Annotated in this window: 18 protein-coding genes; 9 read left to right on the top strand and 9 right to left on the bottom strand. The window is 72.6% G+C overall.

Annotated features, from left to right (window positions below; translation table 11 throughout):
• Positions 1–14 precede the first annotated feature (14 nt).
• The 4 genes from OG594_RS13410 to OG594_RS13395 all read right to left on the bottom strand — a co-directional run bounded on the left by OG594_RS13410 (position 15) and on the right by OG594_RS13395 (position 4,976).
• Positions 15–1,286: a haloacid dehalogenase-like hydrolase gene (locus tag OG594_RS13410; RefSeq protein ID WP_266598466.1), complete on the bottom strand. Its 1,272-nt coding sequence runs from the start codon at positions 1,284–1,286 to the stop codon at positions 15–17.
• Positions 1,287–1,403: 117 nt separating this feature from the next.
• Positions 1,404–2,189, bottom strand: coding sequence for a 3-oxoacyl-ACP reductase (locus OG594_RS13405; protein ID WP_030011343.1), 786 nt, complete (start codon positions 2,187–2,189; stop codon positions 1,404–1,406).
• Positions 2,190–2,194: 5 nt separating this feature from the next.
• Entirely contained in the window at positions 2,195–3,541 is a 1,347-nt protein-coding gene (locus tag OG594_RS13400; protein WP_266598464.1) for an aldehyde dehydrogenase, read from the bottom strand.
• 70 nt (positions 3,542–3,611) lie between these two features.
• Positions 3,612–4,976: a glutamine synthetase family protein gene (locus tag OG594_RS13395; RefSeq protein ID WP_266598462.1), complete on the bottom strand. Its 1,365-nt coding sequence runs from the start codon at positions 4,974–4,976 to the stop codon at positions 3,612–3,614.
• Between the two features lie 77 nt (positions 4,977–5,053).
• On the opposite strand from OG594_RS13395, the gene OG594_RS13390 reads away from it, so the two are divergent.
• From OG594_RS13390 to OG594_RS13375, 4 genes are all read left to right on the top strand, one after another.
• On the top strand, positions 5,054–5,800 hold the full coding sequence (locus OG594_RS13390; RefSeq protein WP_266598460.1) for a FadR/GntR family transcriptional regulator: 747 nt from the start codon (positions 5,054–5,056) through the stop codon (positions 5,798–5,800).
• Positions 5,801–5,921: 121 nt separating this feature from the next.
• Positions 5,922–7,400 carry an ethanolamine permease gene (gene eat / locus OG594_RS13385; RefSeq protein WP_266598458.1) on the top strand — a complete coding sequence of 493 codons (1,479 nt, stop codon included), beginning with the start codon at positions 5,922–5,924 and terminating at the stop codon, positions 7,398–7,400.
• A gap of 44 nt (positions 7,401–7,444) precedes the next feature.
• Positions 7,445–8,152, top strand: coding sequence for a gamma-glutamyl-gamma-aminobutyrate hydrolase family protein (locus OG594_RS13380; protein ID WP_266598456.1), 708 nt, complete (start codon positions 7,445–7,447; stop codon positions 8,150–8,152).
• Between the two features lie 162 nt (positions 8,153–8,314).
• A complete protein-coding gene (locus OG594_RS13375) occupies positions 8,315–9,109 on the top strand; it encodes a hypothetical protein (RefSeq protein ID WP_266598454.1) in 795 nt (264 codons plus the stop codon).
• 36 nt (positions 9,110–9,145) lie between these two features.
• On the opposite strand, the gene OG594_RS13370 is transcribed toward OG594_RS13375, so the two are convergent.
• Together OG594_RS13370 and OG594_RS13365 are read right to left on the bottom strand one after the other, a co-directional pair.
• Positions 9,146–9,502: a hypothetical protein gene (locus OG594_RS13370; RefSeq protein ID WP_266598452.1), complete on the bottom strand. Its 357-nt coding sequence runs from the start codon at positions 9,500–9,502 to the stop codon at positions 9,146–9,148.
• 142 nt (positions 9,503–9,644) lie between these two features.
• Positions 9,645–10,568: a LysR family transcriptional regulator gene (locus tag OG594_RS13365; protein WP_266598450.1), complete on the bottom strand. Its 924-nt coding sequence runs from the start codon at positions 10,566–10,568 to the stop codon at positions 9,645–9,647.
• A gap of 70 nt (positions 10,569–10,638) precedes the next feature.
• On the opposite strand from OG594_RS13365, the gene OG594_RS13360 reads away from it, so the two are divergent.
• Positions 10,639–11,757: a TDT family transporter gene (locus OG594_RS13360; protein ID WP_266598448.1), complete on the top strand. Its 1,119-nt coding sequence runs from the start codon at positions 10,639–10,641 to the stop codon at positions 11,755–11,757.
• Between the two features lie 582 nt (positions 11,758–12,339).
• Here the strand turns inward: OG594_RS13360 and OG594_RS13355 are convergent.
• The gene (locus tag OG594_RS13355; protein ID WP_266598446.1) at positions 12,340–13,059 is read right to left on the bottom strand and encodes a helical backbone metal receptor; all 720 of its coding nucleotides are present in this window, start codon (positions 13,057–13,059) and stop codon (positions 12,340–12,342) included.
• Positions 13,060–13,064: 5 nt separating this feature from the next.
• The gene (locus OG594_RS13350) at positions 13,065–13,679 is read right to left on the bottom strand and encodes a helix-turn-helix domain-containing protein (RefSeq protein WP_266602887.1); all 615 of its coding nucleotides are present in this window, start codon (positions 13,677–13,679) and stop codon (positions 13,065–13,067) included.
• A gap of 235 nt (positions 13,680–13,914) precedes the next feature.
• On the opposite strand from OG594_RS13350, the gene OG594_RS13345 reads away from it, so the two are divergent.
• The 4 genes from OG594_RS13345 to OG594_RS13330 all read left to right on the top strand — a co-directional run bounded on the left by OG594_RS13345 (position 13,915) and on the right by OG594_RS13330 (position 18,490).
• Positions 13,915–14,820 (top strand): 5'-3' exonuclease, encoded by a 906-nt coding sequence (locus OG594_RS13345; RefSeq protein ID WP_266602885.1) that lies wholly within the window; start codon positions 13,915–13,917, stop codon positions 14,818–14,820.
• Positions 14,821–14,868: 48 nt separating this feature from the next.
• Positions 14,869–15,708 carry a siderophore-interacting protein gene (locus OG594_RS13340; protein WP_266598444.1) on the top strand — a complete coding sequence of 280 codons (840 nt, stop codon included), beginning with the start codon at positions 14,869–14,871 and terminating at the stop codon, positions 15,706–15,708.
• Positions 15,709–15,954: 246 nt separating this feature from the next.
• Positions 15,955–17,499: a serine hydrolase gene (locus tag OG594_RS13335; protein ID WP_266598442.1), complete on the top strand. Its 1,545-nt coding sequence runs from the start codon at positions 15,955–15,957 to the stop codon at positions 17,497–17,499.
• A gap of 19 nt (positions 17,500–17,518) precedes the next feature.
• Positions 17,519–18,490, top strand: a complete 972-nt coding sequence (locus OG594_RS13330; protein WP_266598440.1) for an RluA family pseudouridine synthase — start codon at positions 17,519–17,521, stop codon at positions 18,488–18,490.
• Here OG594_RS13330 and OG594_RS13325 read toward each other — a convergent pair.
• Positions 18,487–19,152: a TetR/AcrR family transcriptional regulator gene (locus OG594_RS13325; protein WP_266598438.1), complete on the bottom strand. Its 666-nt coding sequence runs from the start codon at positions 19,150–19,152 to the stop codon at positions 18,487–18,489. The two genes, OG594_RS13330 and OG594_RS13325, sit on opposite strands and share 4 nt — an antisense overlap.
• Positions 19,153–19,225 lie beyond the last annotated feature (73 nt).

Genomic DNA, 19,225 nt, shown 5'->3' with positions numbered 1-19,225 from the left:
CTTCCAGTACCCCTCTAGTACACGGAGTCGGTCTGGTCGGGGACGACGCTGCGGTCGCCCCGCAGGACCGGTCCCTTGGTGCCGTCGTGGTCGACGTAGCCGGTCGTCGCACACGGGTAGGGGTCGGTCTTCTGCTTCTTCGGCTCGATGAACATGGGGTTGACGATCCAGCGGCCGTCGCTGTTGTCGTAGGCCCGGCACATCAGCTCGTTCTTGTTGCGGTTCACGACGAGCCGTAGGGCGGTGGCGTCGCGCAGGAACGAGATGTCGGTGTCGGAGTCGCCGGCGGCGAACACCTGACGGCGGGCGGCGGGCTGGACCTTCTCGGCGGCCGCGCCGCGTACGCCGAAGACCTCCTTGTTGATCCAGCAGCGCTTGCCGTCGATGTAGGTGATCATCGTGTCGGCGCCGTCCCGGACGGATCCGCAGCCCTGGAGGTGGGGGGTGAACTTCCCGCCGTGGGTGGTGGTGTTGCGGATGCCGATGACGTGGTCGGCCGCGATGCCGACGCCCTGGGCCCAGACCTCGACCACGGGTTGGGGGGAGGCCGAGCTGATCCACACGTCGAAGCCGGCCTTCTGGAGGCCCTTGACCAGGTCTTTTTGCTGGTCGTAGTAGCGGACCCAGCCGGTGGCGGTGCCGCTGCCCACTTTCTGCGTGCTGCCGATGGGCGCGGCGAGGTTCTCGGTACGGGCGGCGGCGGCGAAGCCGCGGATCTCGCGGGCGGTCCAGCCCTGCATCAGCTGGGGGAGCCAGGCGTACGAGGGTTCGGTGGTGCGGCGGTCCCAGCCGGCGAACGCGGGGGCACCGGTGCGGGTCGCGGCGGTGCCGTAGACGGCGTTGATCTCGTCGGCGCAGGCCGCTCCGGCGGGGGTTCCGGTGGGCAGCGGGGTGCCGGGGCGGGCGAGCGCGGCGCAGGCGTCGGCCAGGGCCTTCGCGGCGGCGGGGGTGAGGTGGCGGCTGGTGGTGGACCAGTCCCCGGCGGCGGGCTGACGGATCCGGCCGTTGCGCAGGAGCCAGAACATGGTGGCGTCGCCGACGTCGTTCTTGACGACGGTGTTGTCCCAGTCGAAGACGGCGACGGGCTTGGTGCGGCCGGGCCGGTACGGGTTGCAGCTGCCGTACTGGTCGATGAGCTGCTGGAGGCGGGCCTGGTTGTCCCCGTACCAGCCGGAGCCGACGGTGACCCGGGGACAGGGGGTGTGCGCGGCCGCGGCCGGCGGGGCCGCGAGGAGGCCGGATCCGGTGACCGCGACGAGGGCGAGGGGGGCCCATTTTCTCTGCATGCTGCTCCTTCGGGATCGGGACAGCCCTGAGGGACCGGCCGGGCACCTCGCGGTGCCCGGCCGGCCAGGGTGCGCCCAGCCGGCCGGGGTGCGGTGCGGTCGTAGTGCCGGTGCGACCTACAGCGGGGTCACGTACGCGCCGGAGATGCCGCCGTCGACGAGGAAGTCGGTGGCGTTGATGAAGGAGGAGTCGTCACTGGCGAGGAAGGCGACGGCGGCGGCGATCTCGGTGGGCTCGGCGAAGCGGCCCAGCGGGATGTGGACGAGGCGGCGGGCGGCGCGCTCGGGGTCCTTGGCGAACAGCTCCTGCAGCAGAGGGGTGTTCACGGGCCCCGGGCACAGGGCGTTGACGCGGATGCCCTCGCGGGCGAACTGCACGCCGAGCTCGCGGGACATGGCCAGGACCCCGCCCTTGGAGGCGGTGTAGGAGATCTGGGAGGTGGCGGCGCCCATGATGGCGACGAAGGAGGCGGTGTTGATGATGGAGCCGCGGCCCTGGCGCTGCATGTAGGGCAGGGCGGCCTTGCAGCAGAGGTAGACGGAGGTGAGGTTGACGTCCTGGACGCGCTTCCAGGCCTCCAGGCCGGTGGTCAGGATGGAGTCGTCGTCCGGGGGCGAGATGCCCGCGTTGTTGAAGGCGATGTCCACGGAGCCGTAGGTGTCGAAGGCCGTCTTGAAGAGCGCCTCGACCTCCTCGGGGCTGGTGACGTCGACCTTGACGAAGGTGCCGCCGACCTCTTCGGCCGCGGCCTTGCCGGCGGTCTCGTCGATGTCGGCGCAGACGACGTTGGCGCCCTCGGAGGCCAGGCGGCGGGCGGTGGCCAGGCCGATGCCGCTGCCGGCTCCGGTGATGACGGCGGTGCGGCCGACCAGGCGGCGGCAGACGATCTCTTCGTTGGACATGTGTTTCAGGCCTCCGTGCTGATGAAGACGTTCTTGGTCTCGGTGAAAGCGGTGAGGGCGTCGGGTCCGAGCTCACGGCCGAGCCCGGACTGCTTGTAGCCGCCGAAGGGGGTCCAGTAGCGCACGCTGCTGTGGGAGTTGACGGACAGGTTGCCGGCGGCGACGGCGCGCGAGACGCGCAGCGCTCGCCCGATGTCGCGGGTCCACAGGGACCCGGAGAGGCCGTACTCGGTCGCGTTGGCCAGGCGTACGGCGTCCTCCTCGTCCTCGAAGGGCAGGACGACGGCGACCGGGCCGAAGACCTCCTCGGCGGCCACGGGCGCGGTGGGGGCGACGTCCGTGACGAGGGTGGGCGGGTACCAGAAGCCGGGGCCCTCGGGGGCGGTGCCGCGGATCGCGGTGAGGTCGTCGGTGACGAAGGACCGTACGCGGTCCAGCTGGGTCCGTGAGATCAGCGGGCCCATCTGGGTCTTCTCGTCGAGCGGGTCGCCCACGGCGACGGCCGCGATGCCGGGGGCGACGAGCTCCAGGAAGCGGTCGTAGACGGAGCGCTGTACGAGGATCCGGGTGCGGGCGCAGCAGTCCTGGCCGGTGTTGTCGAGGAAGGCCATGGGGGTGGCGGCCGCGGCCGCTTCGAGGTCGGCGTCGGCGAAGACGATGTTGGGGCTCTTGCCGCCGAGTTCGAGGGTGACGCGCTTCACCCGCTCGGCGCACTTGGCCATGATCTGCTTGCCGACGCGCGTGGACCCGGTGAAGACGATCTTCGCGACGCCGGGGTGTTCGACGAGTGCGTCGCCTGCGACGTCCCCGCGGCCGGGGAGCACCTGGAAGAGGTGTTCGGGGATCCCGGCTTCGAGGGCGAGTTCGGCGAGGCGCAGGGCGGTCAGCGGGGTGGTCTCGGCGGGCTTGAGGATGACGGCGTTGCCGGCGGCGAGGGCCGGGGCCAGGCCCCAGGCGGCGATCGGCATGGGGAAGTTCCACGGGGCGATCACGCCGATGACGCCGAGGGGTTCGAGGAAGGTGACGTCGATGCCGCCGGCGACGGGGATCTGGCGGCCGGAGAGCCGTTCCACTCCCCCGGCGGCGAAGTCGAGGAGGTCGCGTACGTTGCTGGCTTCCCACCGGGCGTTGCCGATGGTGTGGCCGGCTTCACGGACCTCCAGCTGGGCCAGTTCCTCGATGTGGCCGTCGACGACCGCGGCGAAGCGGCGCAGCAGCCGCGCCCGGTCGGCGGGGGCGGCCGCCGCCCAGGCCCGCTGGGCCGCGGTGGCCCGGGCTACGGCGGCGTCGACATCGTCCCGTGTGGCGGCCGGGACGATGGCGACGGTTTCCTCGGTGGCCGGATTCAGCACTCTTAGATTGAAAGGGGCCAGCGCATCGGACACGTGGTGCCTCACAGTTTCGTTCGGTGGCGTGCAGTGGCTACAGGCGTTCGAAGGAGCGGCGCAGCTCCCAGTCGGTCACCGCGGAGTCGTAGGCGTCGAGTTCCACGCGGGCCATGTTCCGGTAGTGCGCGACCACTTCGGGGCCGAAGGCGGCCTTGGCGATCTCGCTGTTCTCCCAGAGCTCGGCGGCCTCGCGCAGGGTGGCGGGGACGTGTGCGTAGTCGGCGGTGTAGGCGTTCCCGGAGCAGACCTCGGGAAGCTCCAGGCGGTTCTCGATGCCGTAGAGCCCGGCGGCGACCAGGCCGGCGACGGCGAGGTACGGGTTCACGTCGCCGCCGGGGAGGCGGTTCTCGAAGCGCATGGAGCGGCCGTGGCCGACGACCCGGAGCGCGCAGGTCCGGTTGTCCACGCCCCAGGCGACGGCGGTCGGGGCGAAGGAACCCGGCCGGAAACGCTTGTACGAATTGATGTTCGGGGCGTAGAGAAGGGAGAAGTCGCGCAGCGCGGCCAGCTGGCCGGCCAGGAAGTGTCGCATCACCGGTGACATTCCGCCTGGACCGTCCCCGGCCATGGCGTTGTGTCCGTCGGTATCGGCAAGCGAGAGGTGGATGTGACAGGAGTTGCCCTCGCGCTCGTCGAACTTGGCCATGAAAGTGAGCGAGACACCTTCCTGGGAGGCGATCTCCTTGGCTCCGGTCTTGTAGACGGAGTGCTGGTCGCAGGTGGTGAGCGCCTCGTCGTAGCGGAAGGCGATCTCGTGCTGGCCGAGGTTGCACTCCCCCTTGGCCGACTCGACGATCAGGCCCGCGGTCTGCATCTCGTTGCGGATCCGGCGCAGCAGGGGTTCGATGCGGCCGGTCCCGAGGACGGAGTAGTCGATGTTGTACTGGTTGGCCGGGGTCAGGTCGCGGTAGCCCGAGTTCCAGGCCTGCTCGTAGGTGTCCTGGAAGACCATGAACTCCAGCTCGGTGCCGACCATCGCGGTGTAGCCGGCCTCGGCGAGGCGCTCCAGCTGGCGGCGCAGGATCTGCCGGGGCGCGGCGACGACGGGCGAGCCGTCGTTCCAGGCGAGGTCGGCGAGGAGGAAGGCGCTGCCGGGGTTCCAGGGGATGCGGCGCAGGGTGGCGAGGTCGGGGTGCATGGCGAAGTCGCCGTAGCCCCGGTCCCAGGAGGACATCTCGTAACCGTCGACGGTGTTCATGTCGGTATCGACGGCGAGGAGGTAGTTGCAGCCCTCGGTACCGTGCTCGAGGACCTCGTCGAGGAAGAACTGTGCGGCGAACCGCTTGCCCTGGAGCCGCCCCTGCATGTCGGGGAAGGCCAGGACCACTGTGTCGATCTCACCACTGGCGACGAGGGAGCGGAGCTCCTCGGGCGCGAGCGGCGGCTTGCGGTCTACCACTGGAATCTCTCCTTCGGTGAGCCGAGGAGGCCTAAGGTATTGAATAGAACCATTGCTTGGGAAGGGGAGGAGCCGAGATGACCGATACGACGAGCGAAGGCGACGCCGTCGCGCGACTGAATCCCGTGCTGCGACAGGTGCGGGCGGGCAACGGTTTCGAGGAGGCGCTGCAGCAGATCCTCCAGGTGGTCCGGCTGGGTCTGGTGCCGGGCGGCGAACGGCTGCCGCCCGAGCGCGAGCTGGCCGAGCGCATGGGAATCAGCCGGGTGACCCTGCGCGAGGTGCTGAAGGTGCTCCAGGACCAGGGGCTCGTGGAGGCCCGGCGCGGGCGGTACGGCGGAACGTTCGTGCTGTCCCGGCCCGACACCCCGGCCAGCGGCGCCGAGGAGGAGCTGCGCCGGCGCGTCGCGGGGGTGGACATCGAGGACGTCCTGCGGTTCCGCGAGGTCCTGGAGGTGGGGGCGGCCGGACTGTGCGCCTCCCAGGGCCTGACCGAGGAGGGCACCGAACGGTTGCTCGGCGCCCTGGCCGCCACCCACGACGCTCCGCTCGCCGACTACCGCCGCCAGGACACGCTCTTCCACCTCACCCTGTGCGAACTGGCCGGGTCGGCCACCCTGACGGCCCAGTACGCCGCCGTCCGGGCCACCGTCAACGACCTGCTGGACTGCATCCCGCTGCTCGTACGGAACCTGGAGCACTCGCAGCAGCAGCACAGCACGCTGGTGGAGGCGGTGCTGGAGGGCGACGCGGCCGGGGCCCGGGAGACCATGCGCGAGCACTGCTGCGGCACCGCGGCGCTCCTGCGGGGCTTCCTGACCTGAGCGACGCCGGGGGCGCCCGAGAGGGTTTCGTAACTTCTGTTTAACGCAGAGGTCTTGCGCACTCCACTCCTCTAAGGCAAAGGTACGCCCCACAACCATTGCCCTGAGGCAGGAGCGCACGATGGCCGACGACATCGAGGCACGGCTCGCCGCCGTACCCGCACCCACCACGTCCCCCGATGGCGGGGACGGCCCCGACGAATACCTCGCGCGCCGGACGCTGCGCCGCGGCAGCGCCGGCTGGCTGCTCCTCACCGGTCTCGGCGTCGCCTACGTCGTCTCCGGGGACTTCTCCGGCTGGAACGTCGGCCTCGACAAGGGCGGCTTCGGCGGCCTCGCCATCGCCACCGTCCTGATGGGCGCGATGTACGCCTGTCTGGTCTTCTCGCTGGCCGAGCTGTCCACCATCCTGCCGACCGCGGGCGGCGGCTACGGCTTCGCCCGCCGCGCACTCGGTCCGTGGGGCGGTTTCCTCACCGGCACGGCCATCCTCATCGAGTACATCCTGGCCCCGGCCGCGATCGTCATCTTCATCGGCGACTACGTCGAATCCCTCGGCCTCTTCGGACTCACTTCGAGCTGGCCCGTCTACCTCGGCTGCTTCGTCATCTTCATCGGCGTCCACCTGTGGGGCGTGGGCGAGGCACTGCGCTTCAGTCTCGTCGTGACCGCGATCGCCGTCGCCGCGCTGCTGATCTTCGCCGTGGGGGCCTTCACCGAGTTCGACGCCTCCGGCCTGAACAACATCCCCGTCGACGCGGACGCCTTCGGCTCGAACTCCTGGCTGCCGCTGGGCGTACTGGGCATCTGGGCCGCGTTCCCCTTCGGCATGTGGTTCTTCCTCGGCGTGGAAGGCGTACCGCTGGCGGCCGAGGAGGCCAAGGACCCGGTCCGCTCGATGCCGAAGGCCCTGTCCATCTCCATGGGCATCCTCGCCCTGCTCGCCCTGATCACCTTCTTCGCCGCGACCGGCGCCCAGGGTGCCGACGCCGTCAAGGCCGCCGGAAACCCGCTGGTCGTGGCCCTGGAAGGGGACGGCGGCCCGACCGCGCTCAGCCGCTTCGTGAACTACGCGGGCCTGGCCGGCCTGGTGGCCTCCTTCTTCTCCCTCATCTACGCGGGCTCGCGCCAGCTCTTCGCCCTCTCCCGGGCCGGCTACCTGCCCCGCTTCCTCTCGCTCACCTCGAAGCGCAAGGCCCCGTACCTGGGTCTGATCATCCCCGGCGCGATCGGCTTCGCCCTCGCCGCGGCCACCGGCGACGGAGCCCGCATGCTCAACATCGCGGTGTTCGGCGCCACCATCTCCTACGCCCTGATGGCGCTCTCGCACATCGTGCTGCGCCGCCGGGAGCCGGACCTGGAGCGCCCGTACCGCACCCCGGGCGGGATCCTGACCTCCTCGGTGGCCTTCGCGCTCGCCCTGTCGGCCCTGGTCGCGACCTTCCTGGTAGACAAGGACGCCGCGTTCATCGCCCTGGCCGTGTACGCCGTCGCCCTCGCCTACTTCGCGTTCTACAGCCGGCACCACCTGGTGGCCTCCGCCCCGGAGGAGGAGTTCGCGGCTCTCGCGGAAGCCGAGGCGGAACTGACCCGCGACTGAAACCCTGTTCCTGCCCTGCTCCGCCCCCGTTGGAGGTAACGAACGTGCCCAGGCCGCTCATCGGCATCACCACCTACGTCGAGGATTCCACCCGCTACGGGGTGTGGGACCTCCCGACATCGCTCGTACCGACCGGGTACTACGAGCTCGTCCAGGCGGCGGGCGGCGCGGCCGTGCTGCTCCCGCCGGACGAACCCGGTTCGGCGGCGGAGGTGCTGAGCCGGGTGGACGGCCTGGTCGTCGCGGGCGGTCCGGACCTGGACCCCGTGCACTACGGAGCTGCGCGCGACTCCCGTACGGGCGCCCCCGCCACGGTCCGCGACCACTGGGAACTGGCGCTGATCGCCGCCGCACTGGATGCGGACCTGCCCCTGCTCGGCATCTGCCGGGGCATGCAGGCCCTCAACGTGGCCCTGGGCGGCACGCTGATCCAGCACGTCGACGGCCACTTCGAAACTCCGGGCGCCATGTCCTCGCACCCGGTCCGCCCGGTCCCGGGCACCCGGTACGCGGAGCTGGTCCCGGAGGAGGCGCAGGTCCCGACCTACCACCACCAGGCCGTCGACCGGCTGGGCCACGGCCTGGTCGTCTCGGCCCACGCGGTCGACGGCACGGTGGAGGCGATCGAAGTGCCCGACCCGGAGCGCTGGGTGCTGGGCGTGCAGTGGCACCCGGAGCGGGACGAGGACACGCGGGTGATGTCCGCCCTGGTCCAGGCGGCCTCCGTCCGCACCGCGGTACCGGTGGGCTGACGCCCGCGCCCCTCCCCCTCCCTCTCCCTCCCTCTCCCCTTCCCCTTCCCGCTTCCCCCTCCGCCCGTCCCCCGCGCGCCCGACGGTGCGCGGGGGACGGGCGGCGTGCGTGACCGCCCGGCCCGATTGGCCGGTCCCCCGCCCGGCGGGCAGGCTGGAAGGATGCGGACCGAAGCGGAGGGCACGGCATCCGGCCCGGTCTCCAGGCTCCTGGAGAACCCGGTCATCGGAATGGCCCCGTGGATCGTCTTCTCCCTACTGGTCGGCCCCGGGCGGTTCGAGCTCGCGGTCGGACTGGCGCTGGCCACGGCCGTCGCGCTCATCACGACCAGCCACCTGGTCAACCGCGGCAGCAGTTGGAAGATCCTGGAACTCGCCGACGTGGTGTTCTTCGCCTCGATGGCCGTCGTCGGAGCCCTGGCGAGCGACGGGACCCTGCGCTGGCTGGAGACGTACGCGGGCGAGGTCGCGAACATCACCCTCGCCCTGATCGCCTTCGGCTCGATGGCCGCGAGGATGCCCTTCACCCTCCAGTACGCCCGCGAACAGGTCGATCCGTCGCACTGGCACGCGCCCGGCTTCATCCGCGCCAACTACGTGATCACCGGCGTGTGGGGTTCGGCCTTCGTGGTGGCGGCCCTCGCGGGCGCCTACGGGGACCTCGTCCTGCACAACCCGAACAACATCTGGACCGGCTGGATCATCCAGATCCTGGCCATCGTCGCCGCGCTGAAGTTCACCGCCTGGTACCCGGACGTCGTCCGCGCCCGGGCGGTCCGCGAGGCCACCGGCGAGGGCCCCGAACCGCCCGGCCCGGCCGGCCTGTTGCTGCCGCTTGCGGGCCTGCTGGTGCCGATCGGGATCGCCGTCCTCATCTTCGACACCATGTGGTGGCTGGGCGTCGCGCTGATCGTCGTGGGATCGCTCCTGACGAAGCGGCTCAGCTCGCAGAGCTGAGCCTCCCCGCGCGGCTCCGGGACCGGCCGCCGCCCCTCACTCGGGGCGGACGAAGACCACCGACCGCAGCTCCAGCCGCTCCGTGCCAAAGCCCGTGCGGGGCCGCAGCCTGAACTCCCTGCCCGTGCAGTCCGGCTCGGTGAACACGATCGCCACCTCGTCGGTCCGGTTGCGCGGCGAGTGCGCCGGGGAACTGGCCGAGGGGTCGGCCACCTCGGGCAGCGTGATGCACTCCCCGCTCGGCGGGTTCTCCAGTACGACCCTCAGCGGGCTGCCGTCGAGGCCGGAGACCGTGTACTGGAACTGTCCCTCCGCGGCCGCGGCCGACGTCGGGATCGTGAGCAGCAGGGTGACGGCGCCGAAGGCGGCGACGGCGGCATGGCGAAGACGCATCTGGGTCCTCCTCGGGAGAGCGACAAACGTGCACGAGCCACCTTTCCGGTGTCGCGCACCCCGGTCACCGTCCACACCGCGCCGAATCGATCCCTCCTCCCCCGATCGGACCAGGGGCGCCGCGCCCCACCCCCAAGACGGCCTAGATCCGCCGGTGCGTCAAGGACAGGAGGTCCCGGGCCGGGCCCGCCGGGCGGGAACCGGTCGGCCAGACCGCCCGCAGGGCCCGGTCGAGCGGCGCGCCCGACACCGGGACCTCGACCAGGCGCCGCGCGCCCAGTTCGTCGCCGACCGCCAGCTCCGACAGGACGCACGGCCCCGCACCGCTCAGCGCCGCCGCCTTCACGGCCGTGGTCGACGCCAGTTCCAGCAGCGGCGCGGCCAGCCCGCCGGCCGGGGCCAGCGCGGCGTCCAGGACCTGTCGCGTGCCCGAACCCCGCTCGCGCAGGATCAGCGGGGTCGAGGCCAGCTCGGCCGCCGCCACCCCCTTGGCGCGGCGGGCCCACGGGTGCCCCGGGGCCACGGCCACCACCAGGCGGTCCTGCGCGATCACCGCCGAATCCAGTCCTTCGGGCACGGTCAGGCCCTCGACGAAGCCGAGGTCGGCCTCGTGGGCGAGGACCCGTTCGGCGACCACCGCCGAGTTCCCCGCGTGCAGGGACACCGCCGTGTCCGGGCGCTGCCCGCGCAGGGCGATCAGCCAGCCCGGCAGCAGGTACTCCGCGATGGTCATGCTGGCGGCCACCCGCAGCCGCGAGTCCCGGCGCCCGCGCAGCGCCTGCGCACCCGCGTCGAAGGCCTCCGCCGCCTCCACCACCCGCCGGGCCCAGTCCGTGACGAGCGCGCCCTCGGCCGTCAGCGTCGACCCCCGCGGCGAGCGGTCCACCAGGGCCACGCCGAGCCGGGTCTCCATCGCCCGGATCCGGCTGCTCGCCGCGGGCTGGGTGATGCCGAGGCGCCGGGCCGCGCCGCTCAGGCTGCCGACCCGCGCGACCGCGAGCAGCAGTTCCATCGCGCCCAGGTCCGGTACCCGGTGTGCCAGCGGAACCCACTCCTCATTACCCATAACATCAGTTTATGGCCTCATAGGGAGATGACCTCTGCCGCCCCGTCCGCCCCGGCACGAGGCTGGATCCATGGCCACCACCCTCGTGCGACCCCGCACCCACACCCTTCCCGCGGTCCGGGCCCACAAGGCCCCCGCACTGCGGCACCTCGGCCCCAACTGGTACGCCTGCGTCATGGGCACGGCGATCCTCGCCAACGCCGGCGCGACCCTCCCGTACCAGCTCCCCGGCCAGCGCGTGGCCTGCCAGCTGCTCTGGGCGCTGTCCGCCGTCCTCCTCGCCGTCCTGCTCACGGCCCGCGCCGGGCACTGGCTCCACCACCGCGACCAGGCCCGCGCCCACCTCCTGGACCCGGCCGTCGCCCCGTTCTACGGATGCCTCGCGATGGCGCTGCTGGCCGTCGGCGGCGGCACCCTCATCGTCGGCAAGGACCTCATCGGCACCGGCGCCGCCGTCGCCGTGGACGCCGTGCTCTTCACCGCCGGTACCGCAATCGGCCTGGTCATGGCCGTGGCCGTGCCCTACCTGATGGTCGTACGGCACAAGGTCGAGCCCGGGCAGGCCACTCCCGTCTGGCTGCTCCCCCTCGTCGCCCCGATGGTCTCCGCCGCCCTGGGCCCGCTGCTGATACCCCACCTGCCCGCCGGCCAGCCCCGCGAGACCCTGCTGCTCGCCTGCTACGCCATGTTCGGCATCAGCCTGCTGGCCACCCTGCTGATGCTCCCCCTGATCTTCGGCCGGCTGATCGTCGGCGGCCCCCTCCCGCTGGCCCTGACCCCGACCCTGTTCCTGGTCCTGGGCCCCCTCGGCCAGTCCACCACGGCCGTGAACCAGCTCGCCGACGTCGCCCCCCAGTCGATCGACGGCACCTACGCCGGCGCGCTGGGCGCCTTCGCCGTCGTCTACGGGGTCCCCGTGATGGGCTTCGCCCTGCTGTGGCTGGCCCTGGCCGCGGCCATGCTGGTGCGGGCGGCCCGCGGCGGCATGGGCTTCGCGATGACCTGGTGGGCCCTGACCTTCCCCGTCGGCACCTGCGTCACCGGCGCCACCGGCCTCGCGCACCACACCGGCCTGACCGCCTTCGCCTGGCTCGCCACCGCCCTCTTCCTCGGCCTGCTGACCGCCTGGCTCCTGGCCGCCGCCCACACCCTCCGCGGCCTGCTCTCCGGCCGCCTGCTGACCGGCTGACCATTCCCTCGGCGGGGCGGGCAGGTACGGGCCTCGCGGCGCGGGCCGGGTGCGCAGGGCCGGGCAGGGGTGTCTCCTCGGCTCGGCGCGCGCGAGCCATCTCGGCGTACCTGGCAACGCGCTCGTCCTGCGGACCGGAACCCGGGCCCGGTGCGGGCCGGTCCGCGGGGCCTCTCCTCGGCGGGGCAGGCGGGTATCCGGGCGCGGTGCGGGCCGGTCCGCGGGGCCGGACAGGGGTGTCTCCTCGGCTCGGCGCGTGCGGGCATGTCTCGGCAGTACCCGGCGGTCGCGCGCTCGTCCTGCGGGGACACTCCTCCACACCCCCGCTCCCCACGCGTCGGGGCGGCTTCGGGGCACTGTCGGAGCCTTGCCGTGGGGTGGGGACACGGTGGAGTGTCCCCGCAGGACGAGCGCGCACCACCGAGCACGACCGCGACATGCCGCACCGCGCGAGCCGAGGAGACATTCCGGCGGGGCACCGCCCCACACCACCCAGCCCCGCCGGCGCTTGAGGCGCGGGGTCCGGGGCAGAGCCCCGGCACCACCGACCGGCCCGAGCCCAGGGGCCAAGGGGCCGACGGGCTACAGCGCCGCGCGCAGGACCGTCGCCAGCACCTCCGGCGCCCCGGCCAGCGAGGGCCCGTACCAGGTCAGGTGCCGGCCGTCGACGAGGGCGGCCGGCAGCCCCGGGAAGGCCTCCGGGCCGTCCTCGGCGGTGAAGCGGTACGGCTCGTCCGGGAGCACCACCAGGTCGCATCCGGCCGCGGCGAGTTCCTCCACCGGCACCCGAGGATACCGCTCGGGGTGTCCGGCGTAGACGTTGCGGACCCCGAGCCGCGCCAGCAGGTCCCCGGCGAAGGTGTCCCGGCCCAGCACCATCCACGGCCGCCGCCAGATCGGCACGAAGGCGGTGCGCTCCGCGAACGGCTCCACCCGGGCCCACGCCCGCTCCGCATCCGCCAGCCACCCCGGCCTCGCCAGCCCCAGCGCCCCCACCAACACCCGGTCCAGCTCGCGCAGCGCCTGCGGCAGCGTCCGGACCTCGGTGACCAGCACCTCCACCCCGGCCGCGCGCAGCGCCGCCAGGTCGGGGGCCCGGTTCTCCTCCTCGTTGGCGATCACCAGGTCCGGCCGGAGCTCCGCGATCCGCCGCACGTCGGGGTTCTTCGTCCCCCCGATCCGCACCGCGTCGCCGAGGTCCCCGGGGTGCGTGCACCAGTCGGTGACCCCGACCAACAGCCCCGGCGCGCTCACGGCCACCGCCTCGGTCAGCGAGGGCACCAGCGAGACGACCCGCCGCACGCCGCTCAGTGTCCCGGAGACGGGGGCTCGGAGGTCGCGTGGATGTGCTCGCCCACCGCGACGACCAGGATCCGGGTCTCCTCGGTGACCGCCCGCCAGCGGTGGCGCACGCCGCCGGACAGGAACAGCGCGTCCCCGCTCTCCAGCCGGTACGCCCGCCCCTCCGCTTCGACCTGGCAGGCGCCCTCGACCACGTACATCAGTTCGTCGTTGCGGTGCTGGTACTCGCCTCCGGCGTCCTGGTCGCCGGTGAACTCCATCGCGTGCAGCTGGTGGTGGCCGCGCACCAGGGGCCGTACGCCCGGGACGGGGGTGAGCCCGGGGGCGTCACCGGCCCGTACGAGGTCCACCGTGCGTGCGGTGTCGGAGGCGGCCAGCAGCTCGACGGCCGTGGTCTCCAGCGCGTCCGCGACCCGCTCCAGGGAGCGCATGCTGGGCCGGGCCCGCTCGTTCTCTATCTGACTCAGGAAGGGCACCGACAGGCCGCTGCGCGCCGAGACCGCGGCCAGCGTGAGGTGGAGCGCGCGGCGCCGCTTGCGCACGGCCACGCCCACTCGGAGCGGCTCCTTGCCGTCCTTGTCCTTGCTCTTGTCGTCCCGCTCGCTCAGCTTGCCGTCCATGCCATCAATGCCGTCGGTGCCGTCCCTGTCGTTCATGTCGGGGCTGCCCTCCCCATGTCTGTCGCACATCGGTGTGCTGTAAGCACCTTACGCAGCAACCGCCTCCGGTTTCGCGTGCACGGCTCTTCCCGTACACATGCGCTCACTGTCCGTCGCGGCGCGGGGCGCCCCGACGGCCGGGACGTCCGCCGGGGGACGTTGCGGCATCATCGACTCCGTGACGACACGACGCCTGATGCTCCTGGACACCGCCTCCCTCTACTACCGCGCCTACTTCGGTGTGCCGGACTCGGTGAAGGCCCCCGACGGCACCCCGGTCAACGCCGTGCGCGGGCTGCTCGACTTCATCGGCCGGCTCGTGCAGGACCACCGGCCGGACGATCTGGTGGCGTGCATGGACGCCGACTGGCGGCCGCACTGGCGGGTGGAGCTGATCCCCTCCTACAAGGCGCACCGGGTGGCCGAGGAGACCGAGACCGGCCCCGACGTGGAGGAGACCCCGGACACGCTCGCCCCGCAGGTGCCGATCATCGAGGCGGCGCTGGACGCCTTCGGCATCGCCCGGGTCGGGGTCGCCGGGTACGAGGCGGACGACGTGATCGGCACGCTCACGGCCCGCGCGAGCGGCCCGGTGGACATCGTCACCGGCGACCGGGACCTCTACCAGCTGGTGGACGACGCCCGGCAGCGACGGGTGCTGTACCCGCTCAAGGGCGTGGGCACCCTGCAAGTGACCGACGAGGCGTGGCTCCGCGAGAAGTACGGGGTGGACGGCCCCGGTTACGCGGACCTGGCGCTGCTGCGCGGTGACCCGAGCGACGGCCTGCCGGGCGTCCCCGGCATCGGCGAGAAGACGGCCACCAAACTCCTGGACGCCTACGGCACCCTGGCCGGGATCATCGCGGCGGTCGACGACCCGAAGTCGAAGCTGACCCCGACCCAGCGCAAGCGGCTGGACGAGTCCCGGCCCTATCTGGCAGTGGCCCCGAAGGTGGTCCAGGTGGCCTCGGACGTGCCGCTCCCGGCGTTCGACCCGGCCCTTCCGACGGCCCCGGCGCAGCCCGAACTGCTGGATGCGCTAGCCCATCGGTGGGGTCTGGGGGGTGCAGTCGCTCGCCTGAACAGTGTGCTGCGCCCATGAGGTGATAACTTAGGTAAGGCTAAGTTTCATGGAGTCAGGGGAGTCACCGTGGCAGAAGGACGCGCCCGCACCGTCGGCACCGCCGTCGTCGTACGCACCGAGCGGCTGTCGCCGCACATGGTGCGCCTCGTGCTGGGCGGTGAGGGCCTCCGGGAGTTCGGCGCGGGCGAGTACACCGACCATTACGTCAAGCTGCTGTTCGCCCCGGTGGGCGTCAGCTACCCCGCGCCGTGGGACCTGGACCGGATCCGCGCCGACTTCCCGCGCGCGCAGTGGCCGCGCCAGCGCGCGTACACGGTACGGAGCTGGGACCCCGCACACCTGGAGCTGACCCTCGACTTCGTGGTCCACGGCGACGAGGGCCTGGCCGGCCCTTGGGCGGCGCGGGTACAGCCGGGCGAGGTCGTGCGCTTCCTCGGTCCTGGCGGCGCCTACGCCCCGGACCCGGTGGCCGGCTGGCACCTCCTGGTGGGCGACGAGAGCGCCCTGCCGGCGATCGCCGCCGCGATGGAGCGGATGCCGGCGGGCGCGCAGGTCCACGCCGTCATCGAGATCGACGGCCCGGCCGACGAGCTGAAGATCGCCACCCCGGACGGCATCGTCCCGATCTGGCTGCACCGCGGCGACCGCCCGGTGGGCGAGGCCCTGGTGGAGGCCGTCATGGCCATGGAGTTCCCGAGCACCGACGTCCACGCCTTCGTCCACGGCGAGGCCGGCTTCGTCAAGGACCTGCGCCGCCACCTGCGCATGGAGCGCGGCGTCCCGCGCGAGCGCCTGTCGATCTCGGGCTACTGGCGCCTGGGCGAGACGGACGAAGGCTGGCGCGCGATCAAGCGGGACTGGAACGCCTCGGTCGAGGCCGAACAGGAACACCGCGCCGCTGCCTAAAGGTTTCCCCCACGCCGCCGTCTCCTCCAAGCCCCACCGACGTCTCCTCCAAGCCCCGCCGGCGTTTGAGGCGCGGGGGTCCGGGGCGGAGGCCCGTCCTCCACAGCCCCGCCGGCGTTTGAGGCGCGGGGCTGGGGGCAGAGCCCCGGTCTTTCAGCCCCGCCGGCGTTTGAGGCGCGGGGCTGGGGGCGGCGCCCCCGGCAGCGGCGCCGCGCGCTCCGCGCTCCCCGGCAGGACAATGACCCCATGCGCACGCTCCCGACGCTCGGGGCAGCAGGGGCCGCGGCCCTCATGACCGCGGCGGCGGCCCTGCCGGCAACGGCCGCACCCACCCCGCCCCCCGCCCCGACGCCCCAGATCACGGACGCCGCCGTCGACAAGGCCGTCGCCCGCCTGGACCGTACCGTCGAGGACATGATGCGCCGCACCGGCGTCCCCGGCGTGTCCGTGGCCGTGGTCCACGACGACGAGGTCGTCCACATCAAGGGCTACGGGCTGCGCAGGACCGGCGAGGGCGCGAAGGTCGGCCCCGACACCGTCTTCCAGATCGCCTCGCTGTCCAAGCCCGTCTCCTCCACGGTCGTGGCCGGCACCCTCACCGACCCCCAGGAGTGGGACGACCGCACCGTCCTGCCCGGGTTCTCCCTGAAGGACCCCTGGGTCACCGACCACGTCACCACCGCCGACCTGTTCTCCCACCGCAGCGGCCTCCCCGACCACGCCGGCGACCTCCTCGAAGACCTCGGCTACGACCAGGCGTACATCCTGGGCCACCTGCGCCTGGAGCCCCTCGGCCCGTTCCGGGCGAGCTACGCGTACACCAACTTCGGGTTCACCGCGGCCGCCGAGGCCGTCGCCCGCGCCAAGGGCACCAGTTGGCAGAAGCTCAGCGCCGACACCCTCTTCAAGCCCGCCGGCATGACCCGTACGAGCACCGAGTTCTCCGCCTTCATCAACGCCCCCGACCACGCCGCCACCCACGTCAAGAACGCTGACGGCACCTGGAGCCCGCGCTTCGTCCGCGACCCGGACGCCCAGGCCCCTGCCGGCGGCGTCAGCTCCACCGCCACCGACATGGCCCGCTGGCTGCGGTTGCAGCTGGCCGGCGGCACCCTCGACGGGAAGCGGATCGTCCCCGCCGACACCCTCGCACGGACCCACGTCCCCGAGATCGTGTCGCAGCCGACCAACGCCGTCGGCACCACCAGCTTCTACGGCCTCGGCTGGAACGTCAGCTACGACAGCGCCGGCCGCACGCGCCTGAGCCACTCCGGCGCCTTCGAACTCGGCGCCAACACCAACGTCACCATGCTCCCCCTGGAGCGGCTCGGCATCGTCGTCCTGACCAACGGCGCCCCGGTCGGCCTGCCCGACGCCGTGGCCCTGGACTTCTTCGACTTCGCCGAGCACGGCAAGGTCTCCACCGACTGGCTCGCCCTCGCCGCCTCCGCCTACGCGACGGCTCTCGAACCCCCGAACGGATCGAAGACCGACTACGCCCACCCGCCCTCCGGAGCGCAGCCGGCCCGGGACAGCGCCGCGTACACCGGAACCTACGACAACCCCTACTACGGCAGGGCCACCGTGACCGCCGACGACAACGGCGCGCTCACCCTCGCCCTCGGCCCCGAACCCCTGCGCTTCCCGCTGACCCACTACGACGGGGACACGTTCAGCTTCATGACCGCGGGCGAGAACGCGGTCGGCCGTACCGGGGTGGTCTTCACCGACGGCACCCTACGGGTGGAATACCTCGACGCCGACCACCTGGGCACTTTCACCCAGCGGTAGCCGCATAGCCTGTTCCCCGATGAGACGCAGAGCCCAGCCACCCCCCTCGCCCCTCCCCCAGCGTGCCGGCATCGATCCGGTCCGGCTGCGGCTCCCGCCCGATCCGGACGGGACGTGGCCGGATCTCGGCGACTACCTCGCGGCACGCTACGCCGGCACCCGCGGCGCCGACTCGGTCGCCCGCCTGTTGGCCGCGGGCCGGGTGCTGGGCGCCGGCGGGCGGGTCCTGCGCGCGGAGGACCCGTACGAGCCGGGCGCCTACCTGTGGTTCCACCGGGACATGGAGCCGGAGCCGCGGGTGCCCTTCCCGATCTCCGTCGTCCACCGGGACGCGCACCTGCTGGTCGTGGACAAGCCGCACTTCCTGGCCACCACCCCGCGCGGCTCCCACATCACCGAGACCGCCCTGGCCCGGCTCCGCGAGGAGCTGGACCTGCCCGGCCTCAGCCCCGCGCACCGGCTGGACCGGCTGACGGCGGGATTGGTGATGTTCAGCGTCCGGCCCGAGGACCGCGGCGCCTACCAGCTCCTCTTCCAGCGGCGCGAGGTGCACAAGGAGTACGAGGCCCTCGCACCGCACGACCCGGACCTCGCCGGCACCCTCCCGCGCACGGTCCGCAGCCGGATCGAGAAGGCCCGCGGGGTCATCGCGGCGGTCGAGGTGCCCGGCGGCGAGCCCAATGCCGAAAGCCTCGTCGAATGCGTCGGGGCCCGCGACGGGCTGGCCCGCTACCGGCTGACCCCCCGCACCGGCCGCACCCACCAGCTGCGGGTCCACATGAACAGCCTGGGCGTGCCCATCCTCGGCGACCCCGTGTACCCACAGGTCACCGATCCGGCCCCGGACGACTACCGCAGGCCGCTGCAACTCCTGGCCCGGGTCCTGGCGTTCACCGACCCGGTGACCGCACGCGCGCACCGCTTCGAGAGCGGCCGCACCCTCCAGGCCTGGGACGACCGCGCGGGCTGGGAAGCCGGAGCCGGTCGCTAGTCCCCCTCGCCGGCAGGGCCGACGCCCGCGATCCGCAGCGCCGCGTCCGCGGTGGCCTCCGCGAAGGCCGTCACCGGTCGCTGCGGATCCGTGCGGTGGATCAGCATGACGCCCTCGATGAGCCCGAAGACCAGGTCGCCCCGGAGCCTCAGCCCCGCCTCGTCCCCGGCCAGTTCGGTGCCGATGCGGGTCCCGGCGAGCAACAGCCGGTAGGCGTACTTGAGTTCTCCGCGCATCCGACGGAACCGTGCGAAGCGCGAACCGCGCAGCTCGGGCAGCAGATAGAGCGCCCCCAGGTCGTACGGCCCGCCGCACAACAGCAGCACGTCGGAGCGGCACAGCTCCCACAACCTCCGTGCGGCGCACCGCCCGTCGTCCGCGAGCAGCTGCCGGGCCAGCACCAGCGAGGGTGCCACCGTGGACTCCAGCAGTTCGGCGAGGAGCTCCTCCTTGCCGCCGAAGTAGTGGTACATCGTGGCCTGGCGCATCCCGGCCCGTTCGGCGACGGCCCGGGTGGTGGTCGCCGCGTATCCCTGCGCGGTGAACAACTCGGCCGCCGCGCAGAGGAGTTCCTCGCGCGGCGGCCGGCCGCTCTCCGGTCTCAGCCGGTCGGCACGTGGCCGACCGACCCGTCTCGGACCATCGTCCGCTCCCCCGCTCATGGAATCGATCGTCGCACAGAGCACGCCGATTCGATCATGGCAAGAGATCAGATCGGGCCGTCCCCGCTCTCGG

The sequence above is a fragment of the Streptomyces sp. NBC_01214 genome (assembly GCF_026340975.1).
GTDB lineage: Bacteria > Actinomycetota > Actinomycetes > Streptomycetales > Streptomycetaceae > Streptomyces.
The sequence above is the reverse complement of the archived record's forward strand: the minus strand, read 5'-3'. Positions and strand labels throughout refer to the sequence as shown.